This is a genomic window from Pseudomonas sp. 91RF (genome assembly GCF_003576265.1).
Lineage (GTDB): Bacteria > Pseudomonadota > Gammaproteobacteria > Pseudomonadales > Pseudomonadaceae > Aquipseudomonas > Aquipseudomonas kribbensis.
On the sequence record NZ_QWFC01000024.1, the window covers coordinates 11776 to 34557 of the forward strand.

The following is a 22782-nucleotide window of genomic DNA, read 5'->3' on the forward strand; positions in this document are numbered from 1 at the left end:
GATTTCTCGAATAATTGCGCTGTGACAACTTGCCACATTCGTAGACCCCCTATACTACAAGGCTTGAGGGCCAGCCCTCCGGGTAATTACCTTGTCAGAATTGGGGGTTTTCATTACCATTCGGCAAAATTTTTATAAGTACATTGTTTCATATTTAGTAGATGCCTGATTTAACAGGCCACAAAGCTGATGGGAGAGGACTGAATGAGCAATGACGGCGTGAATGCAGGCCGGCGTCGCTTCTTGGTAGCGGCCACATCCGTGGTGGGTGCTGCAGGAGCGGTGGGGGCTGCGGTCCCGTTCGTGGGGTCATGGTTTCCCAGTGCCAAGGCGAAGGCTGCCGGCGCACCGGTGAAAGTGAATGTCAGCAAGATCGAGCCCGGACAGCAGATGATTGCTGAATGGCGCGGCCAGCCGGTATTCATCGTTCGCCGTACTGCGGAAATCCTGGGGAATCTCAAGAAGATCGAGGGCCAGCTCTCCGATCCGACCTCCAAAAACTCCACGCAACCCACCTATGTCGACCCTGAAGTGCGTTCGATCAAGCCGGAAATTCTGCTGCTGATCGGGATCTGCACTCACCTGGGTTGCTCACCGACCTTCCGTCCCGAAGTGGCACCCGCGGATCTGGGCAAAGACTGGGTAGGCGGCTATTTCTGCCCTTGCCACGGTTCCCACTACGATCTGGCTGGCCGCGTCTACAAGTCGCAACCTGCGCCTTTGAACCTGCCAGTACCCCCGCATTCCTATGAGACCGATGACCTGATTGTCATTGGCGTCGATACGGAGAAAGCGTGATGAGCAAGTTCATGGATTGGGTTGATGCGCGCTTCCCCGCCACCAAAATGTGGGAAGACCATCTCAGCAAGTATTACGCACCAAAAAACTTCAACTTCTTCTACTTCTTCGGCTCGCTGGCGCTGCTCGTTCTGGTCAACCAGATCGTCACCGGTGTCTGGCTGACCATGAGCTACACCCCGTCGGCGGAAGAGGCGTTCGCCTCCGTCGAATACATCATGCGCGACGTCGAGTACGGCTCGATCCTGCGTTTGCTCCACTCCACCGGCGCTTCGGCGTTCTTTATCGTGGTCTATCTGCACATGTTCCGTGGCTTGCTCTACGGTTCGTACCAGAAACCACGCGAACTGGTGTGGGTGTTCGGCATGCTGATCTACCTGGCGCTGATGGCCGAAGCCTTCATGGGATACCTGCTGCCATGGGGCCAGATGTCCTACTGGGGTGCCCAAGTGATCATCTCGCTGTTCGGCGCGATTCCTGTGATCGGCAATGACCTGACTCAGTGGATCCGTGGTGACTACCTGATTTCCGGGATCACCCTGAACCGCTTCTTCGCCCTGCACGTGGTGGCCTTGCCGATCGTAATTCTCGGTCTGGTGGTGCTGCACATTCTGGCGTTGCACGAAGTGGGCTCGAACAACCCGGACGGCGTGGACATCAAGAAGCACAAGGATGAAAACGGCATCCCGCTGGATGGTATTGCCTTCCACCCGTACTACACCGTGAAGGACATTGTCGGTGTTGTGGTGTTCCTGTTCATCTTCTGCTTCATTGTGTTCTTCTTTCCGGAAATGGGCGGCTACTTCCTCGAAAAGCCAAACTTCGAGCAAGCCAACCCGTTCAAGACGCCAGAGCACATTGCACCGGTCTGGTACTTCACACCGTTCTACGCAATCTTGCGTGCGGTTCCTGACAAACTCATGGGCGTTATCGCCATGGGGGCGGCCATCGCGGTGCTGTTCGTTCTGCCGTGGCTCGACCGCAGTCCCGTCAAGTCGATGCGCTACAAAGGCTGGATGAGCAAAATCTGGCTGGTGGTGTTCTGCATTTCCTTCGTGATCCTCGGCATTCTGGGGGTTCTGGCTCCGACGCCGGAGCGCACGCTGGTGTCGCAGATCTGCACCTTCCTGTACTTCGCCTACTTCATTCTGATGCCGTTCTACACCAGGCTCGAGAAGACCAAACCGGTTCCGGAAAGGGTGACTGGCTGATGAAAAAGTTATTTTTTGCTCTGATTTTTGCTGCCCTGCCGGTGCTGTCCTTTGCTGCGGAACACGGTGGTCCTGAACTGGAAAAAGTCGACATCGACGTTTCCGACAAGGCTGCCCTGCAGGATGGTGCGCGAACCTTCGCCAACTATTGCATGGGTTGCCACAGCGCCAAGTTCCAGCGTTACGAGCGTGTTGCCGATGACCTCGGCGTTCCGCACGAAATGATGCTGGAGAAGCTGGTGTTCACCGGTGCCAAGATCGGCGATCACATGAACATCGGCATGCAGCCGGCCGACGCCAAGACCTGGTTCGGTGCGGCGCCGCCGGATCTGACCCTGGTGGCGCGTGTTCGTGGTACCGACTGGCTTTATGGTTATCTGCGTTCGTTCTATGAAGATCCGGCGCGTCCATGGGGCGTGAACAACAAGGTCTTCCCGAACGTCGGCATGCCTAACGTGCTGGTCGGCCTGCAAGGTCGTCAGGTCGTGGGTTGCAAACAGGTGCAGATCGTCGAGGATGGCAAGAAGCAGTACGATCCGCTGACCGGTACGCCTTTGACTCATGAGGCCTGCGATCAACTGACCATCGTGCCGAAAACCGGCACCCTGAACGAAGAGCAGTTCGATGAGAAGGTCAAGAATCTGGTAACCTTCCTGGCTTACTCGGCTAACCCGGTTAAGCTGCAACATCAGCGCATCGGTACTTACGTCTTGCTGTACCTGGCGTTCTTCTTTGTGTTCGCCTACCTGCTCAAGCGTGAATACTGGAAAGACGTGCACTGATACGCTTCAAGCAATTGCTGTTAATCGCGCGCGCCCAAGGGCGCCTCTGAAAACGCAAAGCCTGGTCAGCCAGGTGCTGCGGGAGGCGCCCTCTGGGCGCGCGCGTTTTTCCGGCTCCGACTATTTCAACAAGCGAGGAGGATCGCCATGGGCGTGACCAATCGGTTGGCCTGTTACTCCGACCCCGCCGACCACTATTCCCACCGAGTGCGCATCGTGCTTGCAGAGAAGGGTGTCAGCGCCGAAATCATTTTTGTGGAGGCTGGTCGTCAGCCGCCTAAACTGATTGAGGTGAACCCTTACGGCAGTCTCCCGACGCTGGTCGATCGTGACCTGGCGTTGTGGGAGTCGACCGTGGTGATGGAGTACCTGGATGAGCGTTACCCGCATCCGCCATTGATGCCGGTGTACCCGGTGGCGCGTGCCAACAGCCGTCTGTTGATACACCGTATCCAGCGTGACTGGTGTGGTCTGGTGGATCTGATTCTGGATTCACGCACCAAGGAAGCTGCGCGTGTCGTGGCGCGCAAGGAATTGCGTGAAAGCCTGACGGGCGTGTCGCCGCTGTTCGCCGACAAGCCGTTTTTCCTCAGTGAGGAACAAAGTCTGGTGGATTGCTGCCTATTGCCAATACTCTGGCGTTTGCCGATTCTGGGTATAGAACTGCCGCGGCCGGCCAAGCCGCTGCTTGATTATATGGAGCGTCAATTTGCGCGTGAGGCTTTCCAGGCGAGTCTGTCTGGTGTCGAACGCGACATGCGCTAAGGCTTAAGGAGCCGCTATGAACTCCAGTCGACCTTATCTGGTCCGCGCGCTCTACGAGTGGATTGTGGATAACGATTGCACCCCGCACATGCTGGTCAATTCCGAGTACCCGGCAGTGCAGGTGCCACAGGGCTTTGCCAGTGACGGACAGATTGTCCTGAATATTTCACCGAGTGCCGTGCGTCATTTGCACATGGACAACGACGTCGTGACCTTCGAAGGTCGCTTCGGTGGTGTTCCGCACAGCCTGTACGTGCCGATTGCTGCGATCCTGGGTATCTACGCCCGGGAGAACGGTCAGGGCATGGTGTTCGATCTGGAGTCGCCGATGGATGACGAAGACGAGATCGAGCAGGATGACGATATTCCGCCACCAGACAGCGAACCACCGCGCCCAAGCGGCCGGCCAAGCCTGAAAGTGGTGAAGTAATAAAAAGGCGATCCAACCGGATCGCCTTTTTTTGTGCCTGCGTTTTGCGGGGTCAGTCGATGTACTCGAACAGTTTCACGATCTTTTGCACGCCGGACACGCCCTGGACCAGATTGGTGGCCTGGGCTGCTTCCTGCTTGGTCAGCAGGCCGAGCAGATAGACGATGCCGTTCTCGGTCACGACCTTGATGCGCGAGCCGGGGATGCTGGCGTCGGTCAGCATCTGGGTCTTGATCTTGGTCGTCAGCCAGGAGTCGTTCTGGCGGGCGAGGAAGCTCGAAGGGGCGATCACTTGCAGCTCGTTGTGCACCTTCTTCACGCGTTGCACATTGGCGGCAGCCTGTTCGGCCTTGGCCTTGAGGTCTTCGCGCGGGGTCTGGCCGGCCAGCAGCACGATGCCGTTGAAGCTGGTGACGACGATGTGCGAGTCATTGTCCAGGCCCGGATCGGCCTTGGCCACGTTGACGCCGACTTTGGTTTCGATCAATGAATCGTCGATCTTGCTGCCGAAGGTGCGGGTGCCGCGATCGTCTTCGATCGGTGCTTCGCGGCTGGCATTCACCACGGAGGTGCAGCCAGTAATGCCGAGGCACAGGGTCAAGGCCAGAAGGCCAAGGCGATTAGGGGTCATTCTTCACTCCCGAACAGTTGGCTGTCGATCAGATCACAAAGGCAATGGATCGCCAGCAAGTGGACTTCCTGAATACGTGCGGTGACATTGGCCGGTACGCGAATCTCGACGTCCTCGGGCAGCAGCAGCGACGCCATGCCGCCGCCATCGCGTCCGGTCAAAGCTACGACAATCATTTCGCGATCATGTGCGGCCTGGATCGCCTGAATAATGTTTGCCGAGTTACCGCTGGTCGAAATCGCCAGCAACACATCGCCTGGCTGGCCGAGTGCGCGGATCTGCTTGGAGAACACTTCGTTGTAGCTGTAGTCGTTGGCGATCGAGGTGATGGTCGAACTGTCGGTGGTCAGGGCGATGGCCGGCAGGCTCGGACGCTCGCGCTCGAAACGGTTGAGCAGTTCCGAGGAAAAGTGCTGGGCATCGCCGGCCGAGCCACCGTTGCCGCACGAGAGCATTTTCCCTTCGTTGAGCAGGGCGTTGACCATTACCTGGCTGGCTTGCTCGATGTGCGGTGCAAGTACGTCCATCGCCTGTTGCTTGGTGTCGATACTGGCCTGAAAAAGCTGGCGAATTCGGGATTGCATGTCCATCTGTGTGACCTTAATTAGCGCGGCTGTCCGGCACGTGAATGTGCAGCCCGCAAAGCAAAGAGCAAAAGTGTTGAGTGAAAATGTCCAGGTCGGCGCAGGCGCTCAACTGTCGAACGCATTCTGCAACCAGTTCAGCTGACCCTGGTGGCTGTCGATGGCCACCACGTCGAAGCGGCAGGGGGAATTGGCCCAACGCGACTCGCGCTGAAGAAAATACTGTGCGGCGAAAATCAGTTTCTGCCGTTTGCGCCCGTCGATACTGTCGAGCGCTCCACCCCATTGAGTGTTCTTTCGGTAACGTACTTCGACGAATACTACTGTATCGCCATCAAGCATGACCAGATCAAGCTCGCCGCGTTTACATAACCAGTTCTGCGCCAGCAGGCGCAGACCCTGGTGTTGCAGATGCTCGAGCGCCTGGCGCTCGGCATCCTTGCCGCTTTGCAGGTGTGACCTGTCGGGCATCAGCGTGGGGTGTCCGGCAGGCGCTGGATCTGGCCGCTGACAAACTGGGCCCATGGCAACTGACGTACGACGCGTTGGCTCTGGGTCATGCCCAGGCTGCCCGACAGACCGTCGATGCGGCTGTCCGGCAGGGTCTTGAGCTGGCTCAGGCGTGGTGCCAGGCGGTAGGCGTCAACACCCATCGCGTACAGGCGGCCGAGGCTGCCGGCGGCTTGTGGCCACTGAGCAGTGACCTGTTTGCGCAGTGGGTCGTTGGCATCCAGCAGCCACGGGGTTTCGCAGAAGCGCACGCCGTTCATGTCGTTGTACTGGTTCACGTCGCCGCTGGCGCTGAACACGTGAGAGGTCGCGTAGACCGGCACGTCACCGGCGTACTGGAAGTTCAGGGTCGGCTTGATCTGTTGCGCCTGCTGCGGAGTGGCAGCCAGGAAGATGAACTCGATGTCCTGGCGACGCGAAGGCTGAGCGGCGACGTTGGTGCCGGCAGCGTTCTGCAGGCTCTTGGCGCGGGCTTCGCTCTGGCGCAACTGGAACATGTCGGCGATCTGCTGGGCCAGTTGCACAGGTTGATCGACACGCTCGGTGGCAACAATGCTGCCGCCGTTGGCTTGCCAGTCCTGGCTGAATGCGCGCAGGACGCGGTCACCCCATTCGCCTTTCGGCACCATGATCGCGGCGCGGTGCAAGCCGTCGGCGCGGGCGCGGCGGGACACTTCGCGGGCTTCGTCTTCAGCGGCGAGGCCGAACTGGAACAGTTGCGCCGGGCCCTGGTCGCCTTCGCTGTAGTTCAGCGCAAGAGTGGTGATCGGCAGTTGCGGGCGGGTGCTCAGCTGTTTGACCAGTGGTTTTTCCAGCGGCCCGACAACCAGTTGCACGCCGTCGGCCTGGGCCTTGCGGTAGAACTCGTCCATGCTGGTCAGGTGCGAGCTGTCGTAGAACACGATGGCCGGTGGTTTCTGACCGGCTTGCTGGGCCTGGTAGTGCGCGGCCATGAAACCGTCACGCAGGGCCTTGCCGACCGAGGCGAGCTGGCCGTCCTGTGGCAGCAGCAGAGCAATCTTGCTCAGGGGCTGGCTGGCCAGTTCCTTGAGTTTGGTCAGAGGCAGCGGCAGGTTGATCGCGGCCGGGTGTTTCGGGTGCTGCGAGCGCCAGTCGTCGATTGCCGCCTGTTGTTGTTCCAGGGTGCCGGCGGTTTTCACGGCCAGGGCCAGGCTCATCCAGCCTGCGAGGTCGTCGGTCCCGTTGGGTTGCAGTTGATCGGTCGGCAGCGACGCAATCAGGGTCCAGATCGCTTCGTGGTTCTTGCTGGCGGCTTCACCTTCCAGCATCGGCGCGATGAAGATGCGCTCGCGAGCGGCAGCCAGTGTCTGGCCATCGGCCTCAAGGGCGCGAGCGTGAACGGTGCCGGCGCGAACCTGCAGCGGAATCGACATTTCGCTCAGGCGCTGCAGGCTTGGATGGTTCAAGGCTGCTAGCGCGGCTTTCGGCTGGTTGCGGGTCATCGCCAATTCGGCAGACAAAGTGCTGGCGAATGCCTGCTGGCCTGGCTGGAGTTGTTCCATCGGCACTTGTTGCAGGATTTGCGCGGACTGTCCGGCATTGCCCTGGCGGTAAGCCATGTCTGCCGCACTCAGGCGCAGCAGTGCAGCCTTGTCCGGCGATTTGGCCTGGGCGGCCTGTTCGAGCAGTTGCTCGATGCTGGCATCCGGAGTCCGTGGAAGTTCGCCAAGGCTGGAGGAAGGGGAGCTGGCGCAAGCCGCCAGCAAGGCAGCGAGGCAGAGGGCAGTGAACAGCCGCAGGCAAGCGATCATGTAAGTGTTCCTGATACTCGATCAAATTAGCGTCGAATTGTACCCAAGCGCTGGCCGGGGCGCGATGTTGCTGGTGTGAAACCGTCAATTTAGCTGATGTAAATGTTGCGCGACCGCACAATGGTGCGACAAACCGTGTCTGCCGCGAGCACATCGCCGGGCGCGTGACGCGCTACAATGGCGGCTTTTACCGATCATGAGGTGTGCGCTTTGACTGCTCCAGGTGCTTTGAATTCCGCTGCGGGCTCGCTTTATGTGGTGGCGACGCCCATCGGCAACCTGGATGACATCAGCGCCCGGGCGTTGAAGATTCTGCGCGAAGTGGCGCTGATTGCCGCCGAAGACACGCGCCATTCCCAGCGTTTGATGCAGCACTTTGGCATCTCCACGCCGCTGGCGGCCTGCCATGAACACAACGAGCGTGATGAGGGCAGTCGTTTCATCACTCGCCTGCTGGCTGGCGACAATGTCGCGCTGATTTCCGATGCCGGTACGCCGCTGATTTCCGATCCGGGTTATCACCTGGTGCGCCAAGCGCGTGCCGCCGGGATCAATGTGGTGCCGGTGCCGGGTGCCTGTGCGTTGATCGCGGCGTTGTCGGCGGCCGGTCTGCCATCCGACCGTTTCATCTTCGAAGGTTTTCTGCCGGCCAAGGCGGTGGGGCGCAAGGCGCGTCTGGAAGCCATCAAGGAAGAGCCGCGCACGCTGATTTTTTACGAGGCGCCACATCGTATTCTCGAGTGCCTGCAAGATATGGAAGCCGTGTTCGGCGCTGATCGCCCGGCCTTGCTCGCCCGTGAAATCACCAAGACCTTTGAAACGCTCAAGGGCCTGCCGCTGGCCGAGTTGCGTGCATTCGTCGAGGCGGACAGCAATCAGCAGCGTGGCGAGTGTGTGGTTGTAGTGGCTGGCTGGACTGCACCGGAGTCGGAAGACGCCGTGAGCAGTGAGGCGATGCGCATCCTCAATCTGCTGCTCGAAGAGATGCCGCTCAAGCGTGCAGCAGCGCTGGCGGCGCAAATCACCGGTGAGCGCAAAAACGTGCTGTATCAGGTGGCGCTGGATCAGCAAAAAGACGCGTAACCCGTCGCGCAGACCGGTTTGCGGGCTATTAGCGCTTGTTCTTCGGGCGCTCTGCCGTTAACCTGCGCGGCGGAGAGTCGATCGGACAGTCGCTGCCCTCTATGAAAATTAGGGGGGGGAGGAAAGTCCGGGCTCCATAGGGCGAAGTGCCAGGTAATGCCTGGGAGGCGTGAGCCTACGGAAAGTGCCACAGAAAATAACCGCCTAAGCGCTTCGGCGCCGGTAAGGGTGAAAAGGTGCGGTAAGAGCGCACCGCACGTCTGGCAACAGTTCGTGGCTAGGTAAACCCCACTTGGAGCAAGACCAAATAGGGTCCCAAGGCGTGGCCCGCGCTGGGACCGGGTAGGTTGCTAAAGATGTCCAGTGATGGCCATCGTAGACGAATGACTGTTCAAGACAGAACCCGGCTTACAGATCGACTCTCCACCTTTTTCTTTTCCCTGCTTGAATTAAAGGCGACAGGGCTGTTTATTATCAGCAGGCCTGCTCTGGAAGTCCGGCAGCGGCAACCGCAGTAATAGCCATTTCCCACCTTGCTTCAATCAACAGCAGAAGCGCTTTTGTAATACCGAAAAAATCTTACTCTTAACAAATTACTTTAACTTTCGAGCGCAGCTATCAGTGCTGTCTCAAGTTGTTGGATAAAAGCATCCGCCAGATTCTCGTTGCTCCTCCCTTTATGCTCCTAAATCTCCGTTCTGTAAGGGTTTTCCTTTGATCCGCGCCTTGACGGTGTGGTGGGCGCATTCCTATAGTGTGCGCAAGTGGCGGAAAGTGGCATGAAGTGGGTTTTTTGAGCTCAAAACGATAAAAATTGGAGAAACGCAGACGTGTTTCGCGGAGCTAACGCTATCAGTCTCGACGCAAAGGGCCGTCTCGCCATGCCGAGCCGGTACCGTGACGAGCTCGTTTCGCGTAGTTCCGGCCAGTTGATCGTGACCATTGATGCCGTTGATCCGTGCCTGTGTGTCTACCCGCTCGATGAGTGGGAAATTATTGAAACCAAGTTGCGCGCGCTTCCTTCGCTCCGCGAAGAGAACCGTCGTCTGCAACGTTTATTGATTGGTAACGCCGTCGACCTCGAACTCGACGGCAGTGGTCGTTTTCTGGTACCGCCGCGCCTGCGCGAATACGCAAAGCTGGACAAGCGCGCGATGCTGGTCGGTCAACTGAACAAGTTCCAACTGTGGGACGAAGATGCCTGGAACGCGGTTTCTGCCGCTGACCTGGCTGCCATACAACAACCGGGCGCCATGCCTGATGAACTGCGTGATCTGATCCTGTGACTATTGATAGCGGCTTTAACCACATCACCGTACTGCTTGACGAAGCCGTCGAGGCTCTCGCCGTACGTCCTGATGGCTGCTATCTGGACGGTACGTTCGGGCGCGGCGGGCACAGCCGGTTGATCCTCAGCAAGCTCGGCCCGGATGGCCGGCTCATCGGATTCGACAAGGATCCACAAGCGATTGCCACCGGGCAAACGCTAGCGGCCGAAGACGGCCGCTTTGTCGTTGTGCAGCGCAGCTTTGCCGAGCTCGGCTCGGTGGTTGCCGAGCGCGGTCTGGCCGGCAAGGTCAGCGGCATTCTGCTCGACCTCGGCGTGTCTTCGCCGCAGCTCGATGATGCCGAGCGCGGCTTCAGTTTCCTCAACGATGGCCCGCTGGACATGCGCATGGATCCGTCCCGTGGCATCAGCGCAGCCGAATTCGTCAACACCGCGCCGGTGGAAGAAATCGCCCGGGTGTTCAAGGAATATGGCGAAGAACGTTTCTCCGGCCGCATGTCCCGTGCCGTGGCCGAGCGCCGCGACATCACTCCGTTCGAGCGCACCGCCGATCTGGCCGAAGTGCTGAAAGTCGCCAACCCGGCGTGGGAAAAGGGCAAGAATCCGGCCACCCGTGCATTCCAGGGCCTGCGCATTCACGTCAACAACGAACTGGGCGATCTGGAAGCGGGCCTTGAAGCCGCGCTCGAATGCCTGGAAGTGGGCGGCCGTCTGGTCGTGATCAGCTTCCACTCGCTGGAAGACCGCATCGTCAAACTGTTCATGCGCAAGCTGGTGAAAGGCGAAGCCGACAACCTGCCGCGCAACCTGCCGGTTCGCCACGTTGCGTTCGAACCGAAAATCAAGATCCATGGCAAAGCGCAGACGGCCTCCGACGCCGAACTCAAAGCCAACCCACGTTCCCGTAGCGCCGTCATGCGCGTCGCGGAGAAGTTGCGGTGAGCAAGCTTTTCGCCAAGCCACTGCCTGGCGGCAGCTTTTTCATGCTGCTGCTGTTCATCGGCGTGCTCGTGTCGGCCATCGGCGTGTCCTATAGCGCCCACTGGAACCGGCAGTTGCTCAATACCCTTTACAACGAACTCAGCGTGCGCGACAAGGCGCAGGCCGAGTGGGGGCGCCTGATCCTCGAGCAGAGCACCTGGACCGCTCACAGCCGGATCGAAGTGCTGGCCACCGAACAACTGAAGATGCACATCCCTGGCGCGGCTGACGTGAAGATGGTGGCGCCATGATGAAACTCGAAGGGGCACTCTTCCCGTGGCGCTTCCGTCTGGTCGTCGGTCTGCTCGGCGTGATGGTGGCCGCGATCTGCTGGCGCATTATCGACCTGCAGGTTATCGACCGTGACTTCCTCAAGGGTCAGGGTGATGCGCGCAGCGTTCGTCATATTCCGATCCCGGCACACCGTGGCCTGATCACTGACCGCAATGGCGAGCCTCTGGCCGTGAGTACGCCGGTGACCACCCTGTGGGCCAACGCCAAGGAAATGCAGCTGGCCAAGGAAAAGTGGCCGGCACTCGCTGCTGCTTTGGGCCAGGATCCGAAAGCACTGGCCGAACGTCTTGAAGCCCAGGCCAACAAAGAATTCATTTATCTGGTGCGCGGACTGACCCCCGAGCAGGGCCAGGCCGTGCTCGACCTGAAAGTGCCGGGCGTCTACGGCATCGAAGAATTCCGCCGGTTCTATCCGGCCGGTGAAGTCACCGCGCACATGGTCGGGTTCACCGACATCGATGACCACGGTCGTGAAGGCGTCGAACTGGCCTACGACGAGTGGCTGGCCGGCGTACCCGGCAAACGGCAGGTCATCAAGGATCGGCGCGGTCGGCTGATCAAGGATGTCCAGGTCACCAAGAACGCCAAGGCCGGCAAGCCCTTGGCGTTGTCCATTGACCTGCGCCTGCAATACCTGGCCAACCGCGAGCTGCGCAACGCGATCATCGAGAACGGCGCCAAGGCCGGCAGTCTGGTGATCATGGACGTGAAGACCGGCGAGATCCTCGCCATGGTCAACCAGCCGACCTACAACCCGAACAACCGTCGCAACCTGCAACCGGCGATGATGCGTAACCGCGCGATGATTGACGTGTTCGAACCGGGTTCGACCATGAAAGCGATCTCGATGAGCGCCGCGATCGAAACCGGCCGCTGGAAACCGAGCGACACCGTCGAGGTGTATCCGGGTTCGCTGCAGATCGGCAAATACACGATCAAGGACGTATCGAAGACCGAAGGCCCGGTGCTCGATCTGACCGGGATTCTGATCAATTCCAGTAACGTCGGCATGAGTAAGGTCGCATTCGACATCGGCGGCGAAACCATTTTCCGTCTGGCACAGAAAGTCGGCCTCGGCCAGGACACCGGTCTCGGCTTCCCGGGTGAACGTGTTGGCAACCTGCCGAACTACCGCGAGTGGCGCAAGGCTGAAACCGCAACCCTGTCCTATGGCTACGGTGTTTCGGTGACCGCGATCCAGCTGGTGCACGCGTTCTCGGCACTGGCCAACAACGGTCGTCTCGCACCGTTGACCCTGATCAAAACCGACAAGGCGCCGCAGACCACCCAGGTGCTGCCGGAAGCCGTGGCGAAAACCATGCAGGGCATGTTGCAACAGGTGATCGAAGCCCCGCGCGGGGTATTCCGTGCGCAGGTGCCGGCCTATCACGTGGCCGGCAAGTCGGGTACGGCGCGCAAGACCTCGGTGGGCACCAAGGGCTATGCCGAAAACTCCTATCGCTCGCTGTTCGCCGGTTTCGGCCCGATGAGCGATCCGCGTTATGCCATCGTCGTGGTGATCGATGAACCGACCAAGGCCGGTTACTTCGGTGGTCTGGTTTCGGCGCCGGTGTTCAGCCGTGTGATGTCCGGCACCCTGCGTCTGATGAACATCACCCCGGACAACCTGCCGAACACCCAGCAGGCCAATGCCACCCCGGCTGTTCCGCTGAAAGCCAATGGAGGGCGCGGCTGATGTCTCTTAGTCTGAACAAGATTTTCCCCCACGCCGGCCACGATCTGTTGATCCGTGAACTGGCGCTCGACAGCCGCAACGTGCGCGCGGGCGACCTGTTCCTCGCGGTGCCGGGCGGCAAGTTCGATGGTCGTGCGCACATTGCCGATGCACTGGCTCGTGGCGCTGCGGCGGTTGCTTACGAAGTGGAAGGCGCCACCGTGCTGCCGATCACTGACGTGCCGTTGATTCCGGTCAAAGGCCTGGCGGCGCAGCTGTCGGATATCGCCGGTCGCTTTTACGGTGAGCCGAGTCATCACCTGAATCTGGTGGGCGTGACCGGTACCAACGGCAAGACCAGCGTGACCCAATTGGTCGCACAGGCGCTGGACCTGCTCGGCCAGCATTGCGGCATCGTCGGCACCCTGGGTTCCGGTTTCTACGGTTCGCTGCAAAGTGGCCTGCACACCACGCCGAATCCGATTGCCATGCAAGCGACCCTGGGCGATCTGAAAAAGGCCGGCGCCAAAGCCGTGGCCATGGAAGTTTCGTCCCACGGCCTGGATCAGGGCCGGGTCACGGCACTGGCGTTCGACGTGGCGGTGATGACCAACCTGTCCCGCGATCACCTTGATTACCACGGCACCATGGAGGCCTACGCTGAAGCGAAGGCCAAACTGTTTGCCTGGAATGACTTGAAGTGCCGCGTAGTCAATCTGGATGACGATTTCGGCCGGCAACTGGCCGCTGAAAAACGTGAGTCGCGCCTGATCACCTATAGCCTGCTCGACAGCAGCGCCTATCTGTATGTCCGCGAAGCACAGTTCGACGACCATGGCGTGCGCGCTACGCTGGTCACCCCCCAGGGCGAACATCATCTGCGCAGCACGTTGCTGGGCCGTTTCAACCTGAGCAACGTACTGGCTGCCGTCGGTGCCTTGCTCGGTCTGGACTATGCCCTCGACGAAATCCTCAAAGTGCTGCCGAAGCTCGAAGGCCCGGCCGGGCGCATGCAGCGTCTCGGTGGCGGCACCCAGCCGCTGGTAGTGGTCGATTACGCCCACACCCCGGATGCCCTGGAAAAAGTCCTCACTGCGTTGCGTCCACACGTAAAAGGCCAGTTGCTGTGCCTGTTCGGCTGTGGCGGTGATCGCGATCGCGGCAAGCGCCCGCTGATGGCCGAAGTGGTCGAGCGTCTGGCCGACCGCGTGCTGGTCACCGATGACAATCCGCGCACCGAAGACCCAGCGGTGATTTTCGATGACATCCGCGCCGGTTTCACGGCTGTGGATAACGTCACATTCGTGGCCGGTCGCGGCCAGGCCATCGCGCAACTGATCGCCAGTGCCTCGGCGGATGACGTAGTCGTCCTGGCCGGCAAGGGGCACGAGGACTATCAGGAAATCAACGGCGAGCGCCACGCATTTTCTGATCTGGTCGAGGCCGATCATGCCCTGACCGCGTGGGAGGTGGCCCATGCTTAAGGCCCTGAAACTCAGCGAACTGACCAACGCACTCGACGCGCGGCTGATCAGCGCGGACGCAAGCTTCGACGGCGTGAGCATCGACAGCCGTGCCATCAAGGCCGGCCAACTGTTTATCGCCCTGACTGGTCCGCGCTTCGACGGTCATGACTATCTGAATGAAGTCGCCGGTAAAGGTGCCGTTGCTGCATTGGTCGAGCGCGAAGTCGCCGACAGCACGCTGCCGCAACTGCTGGTCAAGGATACCCGTCAGGCCCTCGGTCAACTGGGTGCACTGAACCGTGCCGCGTTCACCAAACCGGTCGCGGCCGTGACCGGCTCCAGCGGCAAGACCACGGTCAAGGAAATGCTTGCAAGCATCCTGCGCACACGCGGCTCGGTGCACGCGACCCGTGGCAACCTGAACAATGACCTTGGCGTACCGCTGACCCTGCTCGAACTTGCCCCGGAACACAGCGCGGCAGTGATCGAACTGGGTGCTTCGCGTCTGGGTGAGATCGCCTACACCGTAGGGCTGACCAAGCCGCACGTGGCGATCCTCAACAACGCCGGTACTGCTCATGTTGGCGAGTTCGGCGGGCCGGAGAAAATCGTCGAAGCCAAGGGCGAAATCATTGAAGGGCTGGCGGCCGATGGCATTGCCGTGCTGAATCTCGATGACAAGGCGTTCGGTATCTGGAAGACCCGCGCTGCCGGCCGCAAGGTGCTGACCTTCGCCCTGAGCAACACGCAAGCGGATTTCCACGCCAGCGACCTGGCCACCGATGCCCGTGGCTGCCCGGCGTTCAACCTGCACAGTCCCGAAGGTGTGGAACGGGTTCAACTGAACCTGCTCGGCACCCATAACGTCGCCAATGCCCTGGCCGCCGCCGCTGCCGCTCACGCCCTGGGCGTGTCGCTGTTCGGCATCGCCACCGGTCTTGGCGCGGTACAACCGGTCAAGGGTCGCACCGTCGCGCAACTGGCGAAAAACGGCATGCGCGTGATCGATGACACTTACAACGCGAACCCCACCTCCATGTGCGCGGCCGTTGATATACTCGCCGGCTTTTCCGGCCGCACCGTCCTGGTGCTCGGGGATATCGGCGAGTTGGGCGACTGGGCGGAGCAGGGGCACCGCGACGTGGGCGAATACGCCCGGGGCAAGGTTTCCGCGCTTTACGCCGTCGGGCCGAACATGGTCCACGCCGTGAACGCATTCGGCCAAGAGGCGCATCACTTCGGCACGCAGGCCGAACTGATCCAGGCCCTCGGTGCCGAGCAGGACAAAAACACCACCATTTTGATCAAGGGTTCGCGCAGCGCAGCGATGGAAAACATCGTTGCGGCCCTGTGCGGGTCCAGTCTGGAGAAACATTAATGCTGCTGCTGCTAGCGGAGTATCTGCAACAGTTCTACAAAGGCTTCGCGGTCTTCCAGTACCTGACCCTGCGCGGGATCCTCGGTGTGCTGACCGCGCTGGTCCTGTCGCTGTGCTACGGCCCGTGGATGATCCGCACCCTGCAGAACCGTCAGATCGGCCAATCGGTTCGTAACGATGGTCCGCAATCGCACCTGTCCAAATCCGGTACGCCGACCATGGGCGGCGCACTGATTCTGTCGTCCATCGGTGTCAGCACCCTGTTGTGGGCTGACCTGAGCAACCGTTACGTGTGGGTCGTGCTGCTGGTGACCCTTTTGTTCGGCGCCATCGGCTGGGTCGACGACTACCGCAAGGTGATCGAGAAGAACTCCCGTGGCCTGCCGAGCCGCTGGAAGTATTTCTGGCAGTCGGTGTTCGGCCTCGGCGCGGCAATCTTCCTTTATATGACTGCCGCCACGCCGGTGGAAACCACCCTGATCCTGCCGATGCTCAAGGACTACAGCATTCCGCTGGGCGCCGGTTTCATCGTGCTGACCTACTTCGTGATCGTCGGCTCGAGCAACGCGGTCAACCTGACCGACGGCCTCGACGGTCTGGCGATCATGCCGACGGTGATGGTCGGCGGTGGCCTGGGCATCTTCTGCTACCTGTCGGGTAACGTGAAATTCGCTGAATACCTGTTGATCCCGTACGTACCTGGCGCGGGCGAGCTGATCGTGTTCTGCGGCGCGCTGATCGGTGCCGGCCTGGGCTTCCTGTGGTTCAACACCTACCCGGCGCAAGTCTTCATGGGTGACGTCGGCGCACTGGCGCTGGGTGCGGCCCTCGGCACCATCGCGGTCATCGTCCGTCAGGAAATCGTCCTGTTCATCATGGGCGGCGTGTTCGTGATGGAAACCCTGTCAGTCGTCATTCAGGTGGCTTCCTTTAAGCTGACCGGTCGCCGTGTGTTCCGCATGGCTCCGATACACCACCACTTTGAACTCAAGGGCTGGCCCGAGCCGCGCGTGATCGTCCGTTTCTGGATCATCACCGTGATTCTCGTGCTGATCGGCCTTGCCACCCTGAAGCTGAGGTAGAACGAGTGTCTCTGATCGCTTCTGACCACTTCCGCATCGTTGTCGGCCTCGGCAAGAGCGGCATGTCCCTGGTTCGCTTCCTGGCGAACCGGGGCGTGGCGTTTGCTGTGGCCGATACGCGGGAAAATCCACCGGAACTGGCCACGCTCCAGCGTGACTATCCGCACGTGGAAGTGCGTTGTGGCGAGCTGGACGTCGAGTTCCTGTGCCGTGCCGACGAGCTCTACGTGAGCCCCGGCCTGGCGCTGGCGACCCCGGCCCTGCAAGCCGCCGCGGCCCGTGGCGTGAAGCTGTCCGGCGACATCGAGCTGTTCGCGCGTAACGCGAAGGCGCCGATCGTGGCCATCAGCGGTTCCAACGCGAAAAGCACCGTCACCACCCTGGTCGGCGAGATGGCGGCTGCGGCCGGCAAGCGCGTGGCGGTCGGCGGCAACCTCGGTACGCCGGCGCTGGATCTGCTCAGCGATGACGTCGAGCTGTACGTGATGGAGCTGTCGAGCTTCCAGCTGGAAACCACCGATCAGCTCAATGCCGAAGTGGCGACCGTGCTCAACATCAGCGAAGACCATATGGATCGCTACAGCGGTCTGCCGGCCTATCACCTGGCCAAGCACCGGATCTTCCGTGGCGCGAAGCAGTTCGTGGTCAACCGTCAGGATGCGTTGACCCGGCCGCTGATGGGCGAGGGCCAGCCATGCTGGACCTTCGGCCTGACCAAACCCGATTTCAAGGCGTTCGGTCTGCGCGAAGAGAATGGCGAGAAATACCTGGCCTTCGAATTCCAGAACCTGATGCCGGTGCGTGAACTGAAGATTCGCGGTGCCCACAACCAGTCCAACGCCCTGGCGGCGCTGGCGCTCGGGCATGCGGTCGGTCTGCCGTTCGACGCCATGCTCGCGGCCCTGCGCAACTTCGCCGGCCTCGAACACCGCTGCCAGTGGGTGCGTGACCTGGACGGCGTTGGTTACTACAACGATTCCAAAGCCACCAACGTTGGTGCCGCACTGGCGGCCATCGAAGGTCTGGGCGCGGACATCAGCGGCAAGGTCGTGCTGATCGCCGGCGGCGACGGTAAGGGTGCCGAGTTCAAGGACCTGCGTGACCCGGCGGCGGCCCATTGCCGTGCCGTGATCCTGATGGGCCGCGATTCCGACAAGATCGGCGAGGCCATCGGCGACGCCGTGCCGCTGATCCGCGCCACGACACTGATCGACGCCGTCGAAAAATGCCGCGCCGCCGCCCAACCGGGTGACGTAGTGCTGCTGTCACCGGCCTGCGCCAGTTTCGACATGTTCAAGAATTACGAAGACCGTGGTCACCAGTTCGTCCGCGCCGTGGAGGATCTGGCATGAGCCTGCGAAACATCATCAAGCCGTATCCGTCGCCGATCATCACCGGGCGCGGGATCGACCTCGACTTCCCGATGCTCGCCGGTTGCCTGGCGCTGCTCGGCCTGGGCCTGATCATGATTGCTTCGGCATCCACCGAGGTGGGTGCAGTGCAGTCGGGCAGTGCTCTCTATTACATGACCCGTCACCTGATCTACGTGGTGCTGGGCCTGGGCGCGTGCATCGTCACCATGATGATTCCGATCGCCACCTGGCAACGCCTGGGCTGGATGATGCTGATCGGCGCGTTCGGCCTGCTGGTGATGGTGATCGTCCCTGGGATTGGCCGTGAGGTTAACGGTTCGATGCGCTGGATCGGCTTCAGCTTCTTCAACGTGCAACCGTCCGAGATCGCCAAGGTGTTCGTGGTGATTTATCTCGCCGGTTATCTGGTACGTCGTCAGAAAGAAGTGCGCGAAAGCTGGATGGGCTTCTTCAAGCCGTTCATCGTGCTGCTGCCGATGGCCGGTCTGTTGCTGATGGAGCCGGACTTCGGTGCCACCGTCGTAATGATGGGCGCTGCGGCGGCGATGCTGTTCCTCGGCGGGGTCGGACTGTTCCGGTTCTCGCTGATGGTGGTGCTGGCGGTGGCGGCGGTGGTGTTGCTGATCCAGATGCAACCGTACCGGATGGCGCGTCTGACCAACTTCGCCGACCCGTGGGCCGACCAGTTCGGTGCCGGTTATCAATTGTCCCAGGCCTTGATCGCCTTCGGTCGCGGCGAATGGCTGGGTGTTGGTCTGGGCAACAGCGTGCAGAAGCAGTTCTACCTGCCGGAAGCCCACACCGACTTCGTGTTCTCGGTATTGGCCGAGGAACTGGGCGCTGTCGGCTCGCTGTGCACCGTGGCGCTGTTCGTGTTCGTGTGTATTCGCGGCATGTACATCGGCCTGTGGGCCGAGAAAGCCAAACAGTTTTTTGCCGCTTATGTTGCCTACGGCCTGTCGTTCCTGTGGATCGGTCAGTTCCTGATCAACATCGGCGTGAACGTCGGCTTGCTGCCGACCAAGGGTCTGACCTTGCCGTTCCTCAGTTATGGCGGCAGTTCCCTGGTGATCTGCTGCGCCTGCCTTGGTTTGTTGCTGAGGATCGAGTGGGAGAGCCGGACCCACCTGGGCAGTGAAGAGATGGAATTCCATGAGAGCGACTTCGCCGAGGAGCCGAACCATGGGCGCTAACGTATTGATCATGGCCGGCGGTACCGGCGGCCACGTGTTCCCGGCACTGTCCTGTGCCCGTGAATTCCAGGCGCGGGGCTACACCGTGCACTGGCTCGGCACGCCACGGGGGATCGAGAACGACCTGGTGCCGGCTGCTGGCCTTGAATTGCATCGCATCAACGCTACCGGCCTGCGCGGCAAGGGCAAGCTGTCGCTGCTCAAGGCGCCGTTCATGCTGCTGAAGTCGGTGTGGCAGGCGCGGGCGATCATCCGCCGCCTGCGTCCGGTGTGCGTAGTCGGTTTTGGTGGTTATGTGACCGGTCCTGGTGGCATCGCCGCCAAACTGGCCGGTGTGCCGGTGATCGTTCACGAGCAGAACGCCGTGGCCGGCACCGCCAATCGGTTGCTGGTGCCGTTCGCCGCCCGGGTGTGTGAAGCGTTCCCCGACACCTTTACCCTGTCGGACAGCCGCCGTACCACCGGCAACCCGGTGCGCAGCGAGCTGTTCCTCGAAACACCGCGTGCGGCACTGGCCGGACGCAAGGCGCGTTTGCTGATCCTGGGCGGAAGCCTGGGCGCAGAACCGTTGAACAAGTTGCTGCCTGAAGCCCTGTCGCAAGTCGCAGCCGACTTGCGCCCGGAAGTGTTTCATCAGGCTGGCAAAAATCACGATGAAGTGACTGCAGAGCGCTACCGCGCCGCCGGCGTGGACGCGCAGGTGCAGCCCTTCATCAAGGACATGGCTCAGGCCTATGGCTGGGCTGACATCGTGGTGTGCCGTGCCGGCGCACTGACCGTCAGCGAGCTGGCCGCCGCCGGTCTGCCGTCGATGCTGGTGCCCTTGCCCCATGCGATCGACGATCACCAGACCCGCAACGCCGATTATCTGGCCCGCGAAGGCGCTGCCTTCCTGATGCCGCAAAGAACGACTGGTGCCGCGGACCTTGCCGCGCGCCTGACAGAGGTCTTGATGCAACCGCAACGACTCGAAGAAATGGCCCGAGCGGCCCGCCGTCTGGCAAAACCCGAAGCCACCCGCAGCGTGGTCGATACCTGTCTGGAGGTGGCCCATGGTTGAGAATCAGAAAGCCATGCCACAACCGGAAATGCGCCGCATCCGTCGCATCCACTTCGTCGGGATCGGCGGCGTGGGCATGTGCGGTATCGCTGAAGTGCTGCTGAACCTGGGTTACGCCGTGTCCGGCTCCGACCTCAAGGCCTCGCCGGTCACCGAGCGTCTGGAATCCTTCGGTGCGCAGATCTTCATCGGCCACCGTGCCGAGAACGCCGCAGCCGCCGACGTGCTGGTGGTTTCGAGCGCCGTGAACACTTCCAATCCGGAAGTCGCGACTGCGCTGGAACGCCGTATTCCGGTGGTGCCGCGTGCCGAGATGCTCGCCGAGCTGATGCGCTACCGCCACGGCATCGCCGTCGCCGGTACTCACGGCAAGACCACCACCACCAGCCTGATCGCTTCGGTGTTCGCCGCTGGTGGCCTGGATCCGACGTTCGTCATCGGTGGCCGTCTGAATGCTGCGGGCACCAATGCCCAGCTCGGCACCAGCCGCTACCTGATCGCCGAGGCCGACGAGAGCGACGCCAGCTTCCTGCACCTGCAACCGCTGGTGGCCGTGGTGACCAACATCGACGCCGACCACATGGCGACCTACGACGGTGACTTCAACAAACTGAAGAAAACCTTCGTCGAGTTCCTGCACAACCTGCCGTTCTATGGTCTGGCGGTAATGTGCCTGGACGATCCGGTGGTGCGTGAAATCCTGCCGCTGGTGAAGCGTCCGACCGTCACCTACGGCTTCAGCGAAGACGCCGACGTGCGCGCCATCAATGTGCGCCAGCAGGGCATGCAGACCTTCTTTACCGTGCTGCGCCCTGATCGCGAGCCGCTGGATGTGTCCGTGAACATGCCGGGCAACCACAACGTGCTCAATTCCCTGGCGACCATCTGCATCGCCACCGACGAAGGCGTCAGCGATGAAGCCATCGTGCAGGGCCTGTCCGGATTCCAGGGCGTCGGCCGACGCTTCCAGGTCTACGGCGAACTGCCGGTGGACGGCGGCAACGTGATGCTGGTCGACGACTACGGTCACCACCCGACCGAAGTCGCGGCCGTGATCAAGGCCGTGCGCGGTGGCTGGCCAGAGCGCCGTCTGGTGATGGTCTACCAGCCGCATCGCTACAGCCGCACCCGCGACCTGTACGACGATTTCGTCAATGTACTGGCCGACGCCAACGTGCTGCTGCTGATGGAAGTCTATCCGGCCGGCGAAGAGCCGATCCCGGGCGCCGACAGCCGCAAGCTGTGCAACAGCATCCGTCAGCGCGGTCAGCTGGACCCGATCTACATCGAGCGCGGCGTCGACCTGGCGCCGCTGGTCAAGCCGCTGCTGCGTGCCGGCGACATTCTGCTGTGCCAGGGCGCCGGTGATATCGGCGGTCTCGCACCGAAACTGTTGAAAAGCGAGTTGTTCGCCGGTGCCGTGGCCGCACCGGTCGAGGGGAAGTTGAAATGACTGCTGCCTACGCCAACCTGTTCTCCACCATTGCCCCGAAAGACTTCGGCCGCGTCGCCGTGCTGTTCGGTGGCCTGAGTGCCGAACGTGAAGTCTCGCTGAAGTCCGGCAACGCCGTGCTCACTGCGCTGCAAGGCGCCGGTGTGGACGCGTTCGGGATCGATGTCGGCGCCGATATTCTGCAGCGTCTGCTGAGTGAAAAGATCGACCGCGCCTTCATCATCCTCCACGGTCGCGGCGGTGAAGACGGCAGCATGCAGGGTCTGCTCGAAGTGGCCGGCATTCCGTACACCGGCAGCGGCATCCTCGCGTCGGCGCTGGCCATGGACAAGCTGCGCACCAAGCAGGTCTGGCACACGCTCGGTATTCCGACGCCGCGTCACGCCGTGCTGCGCACCGAGGCCGATTGTATTTCGGCGGCGACGGAACTGGGCTTCCCTTTGATCGTCAAACCGGCGCATGAAGGTTCAAGTATCGGGATGGCCAAAGTGAGTTCTGCGTCCGAGTTGATCGACGCATGGAAAGCGGCCAGTACCTACGATTCGCAAGTGTTGGTCGAGCAATGGATCCACGGTCCGGAGTTCACCATCGCCACCCTGCGTGACCAGGTGTTGCCTCCTATCGCCCTGGGTACGCCACACACGTTCTACGACTACGACGCCAAGTACATCGCCAACGATACCCAGTATCGGATTCCGTGCGGGCTCGATGCCGCCAAGGAAAAAGAACTCATGGACCTCACGGAGCGAGCCTGCGAGGCGCTGGGTATCGCCGGTTGGGGCCGGGCGGACGTGATGCAGGACGCCGACGGCAAATTCTGGTTCCTGGAAGTCAACACGGCTCCCGGCATGACCGACCACAGCCTGGTACCGATGGCGGCGAAAGCGGCCGGTCTGGATTTCCAGCAACTGGTCCTGGCCATCCTGGCCGCCAGTGTCGATGCCGATGGCCATAAAGAGGCGCGAGGTTAAGA

General features: G+C 61.1%; 22 protein-coding genes and 1 other RNA gene. 19 read left to right on the forward strand and 4 right to left on the reverse strand.

Annotated features, from left to right (window positions below):
- The first annotated feature begins 204 nt into the window (after positions 1-204).
- The 5 genes from petA to DXT77_RS11345 all read left to right on the forward strand — a co-directional run bounded on the left by petA (position 205) and on the right by DXT77_RS11345 (position 3986).
- The gene (gene petA / locus DXT77_RS11325; RefSeq protein WP_003228055.1) at positions 205-798 is read left to right on the forward strand and encodes a ubiquinol-cytochrome c reductase iron-sulfur subunit; all 594 of its coding nucleotides are present in this window, start codon (positions 205-207) and stop codon (positions 796-798) included.
- Positions 798-2009, forward strand: a complete 1212-nt coding sequence (locus tag DXT77_RS11330) for a cytochrome bc complex cytochrome b subunit (RefSeq protein ID WP_119427678.1) — start codon at positions 798-800, stop codon at positions 2007-2009. The genes petA and DXT77_RS11330 overlap by 1 nt, the downstream gene beginning before the upstream one ends.
- The gene (locus DXT77_RS11335; protein WP_064383969.1) at positions 2009-2791 is read left to right on the forward strand and encodes a cytochrome c1; all 783 of its coding nucleotides are present in this window, start codon (positions 2009-2011) and stop codon (positions 2789-2791) included. The genes DXT77_RS11330 and DXT77_RS11335 overlap by 1 nt, the downstream gene beginning before the upstream one ends.
- A gap of 147 nt (positions 2792-2938) precedes the next feature.
- On the forward strand, positions 2939-3556 hold the full coding sequence (locus DXT77_RS11340; RefSeq protein WP_007956788.1) for a glutathione S-transferase N-terminal domain-containing protein: 618 nt from the start codon (positions 2939-2941) through the stop codon (positions 3554-3556).
- 16 nt (positions 3557-3572) lie between these two features.
- Positions 3573-3986 (forward strand): ClpXP protease specificity-enhancing factor, encoded by a 414-nt coding sequence (locus DXT77_RS11345; RefSeq protein WP_065261496.1) that lies wholly within the window; start codon positions 3573-3575, stop codon positions 3984-3986.
- A 52-nt stretch (positions 3987-4038) separates the two neighbouring features.
- On the opposite strand, the gene DXT77_RS11350 is transcribed toward DXT77_RS11345, so the two are convergent.
- The 4 genes from DXT77_RS11350 to DXT77_RS11365 form a co-directional block, all read right to left on the reverse strand.
- Positions 4039-4617 (reverse strand): BON domain-containing protein, encoded by a 579-nt coding sequence (locus tag DXT77_RS11350; protein ID WP_085709343.1) that lies wholly within the window; start codon positions 4615-4617, stop codon positions 4039-4041.
- Positions 4614-5207: a phosphoheptose isomerase gene (locus DXT77_RS11355; protein WP_007928463.1), complete on the reverse strand. Its 594-nt coding sequence runs from the start codon at positions 5205-5207 to the stop codon at positions 4614-4616. Before DXT77_RS11355 ends, DXT77_RS11350 begins: the two co-directional genes overlap by 4 nt.
- Positions 5208-5309: 102 nt before the next feature.
- Positions 5310-5672: a YraN family protein gene (locus tag DXT77_RS11360; RefSeq protein ID WP_007956783.1), complete on the reverse strand. Its 363-nt coding sequence runs from the start codon at positions 5670-5672 to the stop codon at positions 5310-5312.
- A complete protein-coding gene (locus DXT77_RS11365) occupies positions 5672-7483 on the reverse strand; it encodes a penicillin-binding protein activator (protein ID WP_119427679.1) in 1812 nt (603 codons plus the stop codon). Before DXT77_RS11365 ends, DXT77_RS11360 begins: the two co-directional genes overlap by 1 nt.
- A 177-nt stretch (positions 7484-7660) precedes the next feature.
- Here DXT77_RS11365 and rsmI point away from each other — a divergent pair, with 177 nt between their 5' ends.
- From rsmI to DXT77_RS11435, 14 genes are all read left to right on the forward strand, one after another.
- Complete coding sequence (gene rsmI, locus DXT77_RS11370) at positions 7661-8566, forward strand: 16S rRNA (cytidine(1402)-2'-O)-methyltransferase (RefSeq protein ID WP_119427680.1); 906 nt, start codon at positions 7661-7663, stop codon at positions 8564-8566.
- Between the two features lie 73 nt (positions 8567-8639).
- An RNA gene (rnpB, locus tag DXT77_RS11375) (RNase P RNA component class A) lies at positions 8640-8993 on the forward strand.
- Positions 8994-9396: 403 nt separating this feature from the next.
- Positions 9397-9852, forward strand: coding sequence for a division/cell wall cluster transcriptional repressor MraZ (gene mraZ, locus DXT77_RS11380; RefSeq protein WP_003205355.1), 456 nt, complete (start codon positions 9397-9399; stop codon positions 9850-9852).
- Positions 9849-10796 (forward strand): 16S rRNA (cytosine(1402)-N(4))-methyltransferase RsmH, encoded by a 948-nt coding sequence (gene rsmH / locus DXT77_RS11385; RefSeq protein ID WP_372238671.1) that lies wholly within the window; start codon positions 9849-9851, stop codon positions 10794-10796. Before mraZ ends, rsmH begins: the two co-directional genes overlap by 4 nt.
- Complete coding sequence (gene ftsL, locus DXT77_RS11390) at positions 10793-11086, forward strand: cell division protein FtsL (RefSeq protein ID WP_007956777.1); 294 nt, start codon at positions 10793-10795, stop codon at positions 11084-11086. The genes rsmH and ftsL overlap by 4 nt, the downstream gene beginning before the upstream one ends.
- Positions 11086-12825, forward strand: coding sequence for a penicillin-binding protein 2 (locus DXT77_RS11395; protein ID WP_170929662.1), 1740 nt, complete (start codon positions 11086-11088; stop codon positions 12823-12825). The genes ftsL and DXT77_RS11395 overlap by 1 nt, the downstream gene beginning before the upstream one ends.
- On the forward strand, positions 12825-14288 hold the full coding sequence (locus DXT77_RS11400) for a UDP-N-acetylmuramoyl-L-alanyl-D-glutamate--2,6-diaminopimelate ligase (protein ID WP_085709348.1): 1464 nt from the start codon (positions 12825-12827) through the stop codon (positions 14286-14288). The genes DXT77_RS11395 and DXT77_RS11400 overlap by 1 nt, the downstream gene beginning before the upstream one ends.
- Positions 14281-15648: a UDP-N-acetylmuramoyl-tripeptide--D-alanyl-D-alanine ligase gene (gene murF, locus DXT77_RS11405; RefSeq protein ID WP_119427681.1), complete on the forward strand. Its 1368-nt coding sequence runs from the start codon at positions 14281-14283 to the stop codon at positions 15646-15648. The genes DXT77_RS11400 and murF overlap by 8 nt, the downstream gene beginning before the upstream one ends.
- Positions 15648-16730, forward strand: a complete 1083-nt coding sequence (gene mraY, locus DXT77_RS11410; RefSeq protein ID WP_015096766.1) for a phospho-N-acetylmuramoyl-pentapeptide-transferase — start codon at positions 15648-15650, stop codon at positions 16728-16730. Before murF ends, mraY begins: the two co-directional genes overlap by 1 nt.
- Before the next feature lie 5 nt (positions 16731-16735).
- Positions 16736-18082, forward strand: a complete 1347-nt coding sequence (gene murD, locus DXT77_RS11415) for a UDP-N-acetylmuramoyl-L-alanine--D-glutamate ligase (RefSeq protein WP_114885424.1) — start codon at positions 16736-16738, stop codon at positions 18080-18082.
- Positions 18079-19296 carry a putative lipid II flippase FtsW gene (ftsW, locus tag DXT77_RS11420; RefSeq protein WP_085709351.1) on the forward strand — a complete coding sequence of 406 codons (1218 nt, stop codon included), beginning with the start codon at positions 18079-18081 and terminating at the stop codon, positions 19294-19296. Before murD ends, ftsW begins: the two co-directional genes overlap by 4 nt.
- Positions 19286-20356: an undecaprenyldiphospho-muramoylpentapeptide beta-N-acetylglucosaminyltransferase gene (gene murG / locus DXT77_RS11425; protein ID WP_085709352.1), complete on the forward strand. Its 1071-nt coding sequence runs from the start codon at positions 19286-19288 to the stop codon at positions 20354-20356. Before ftsW ends, murG begins: the two co-directional genes overlap by 11 nt.
- Entirely contained in the window at positions 20349-21809 is a 1461-nt protein-coding gene (gene murC / locus DXT77_RS11430; RefSeq protein WP_085709353.1) for a UDP-N-acetylmuramate--L-alanine ligase, read from the forward strand. Before murG ends, murC begins: the two co-directional genes overlap by 8 nt.
- The gene (locus DXT77_RS11435; protein ID WP_119427682.1) at positions 21806-22780 is read left to right on the forward strand and encodes a D-alanine--D-alanine ligase; all 975 of its coding nucleotides are present in this window, start codon (positions 21806-21808) and stop codon (positions 22778-22780) included. The genes murC and DXT77_RS11435 overlap by 4 nt, the downstream gene beginning before the upstream one ends.
- The last annotated feature ends 2 nt before the right edge of the window (positions 22781-22782 follow it).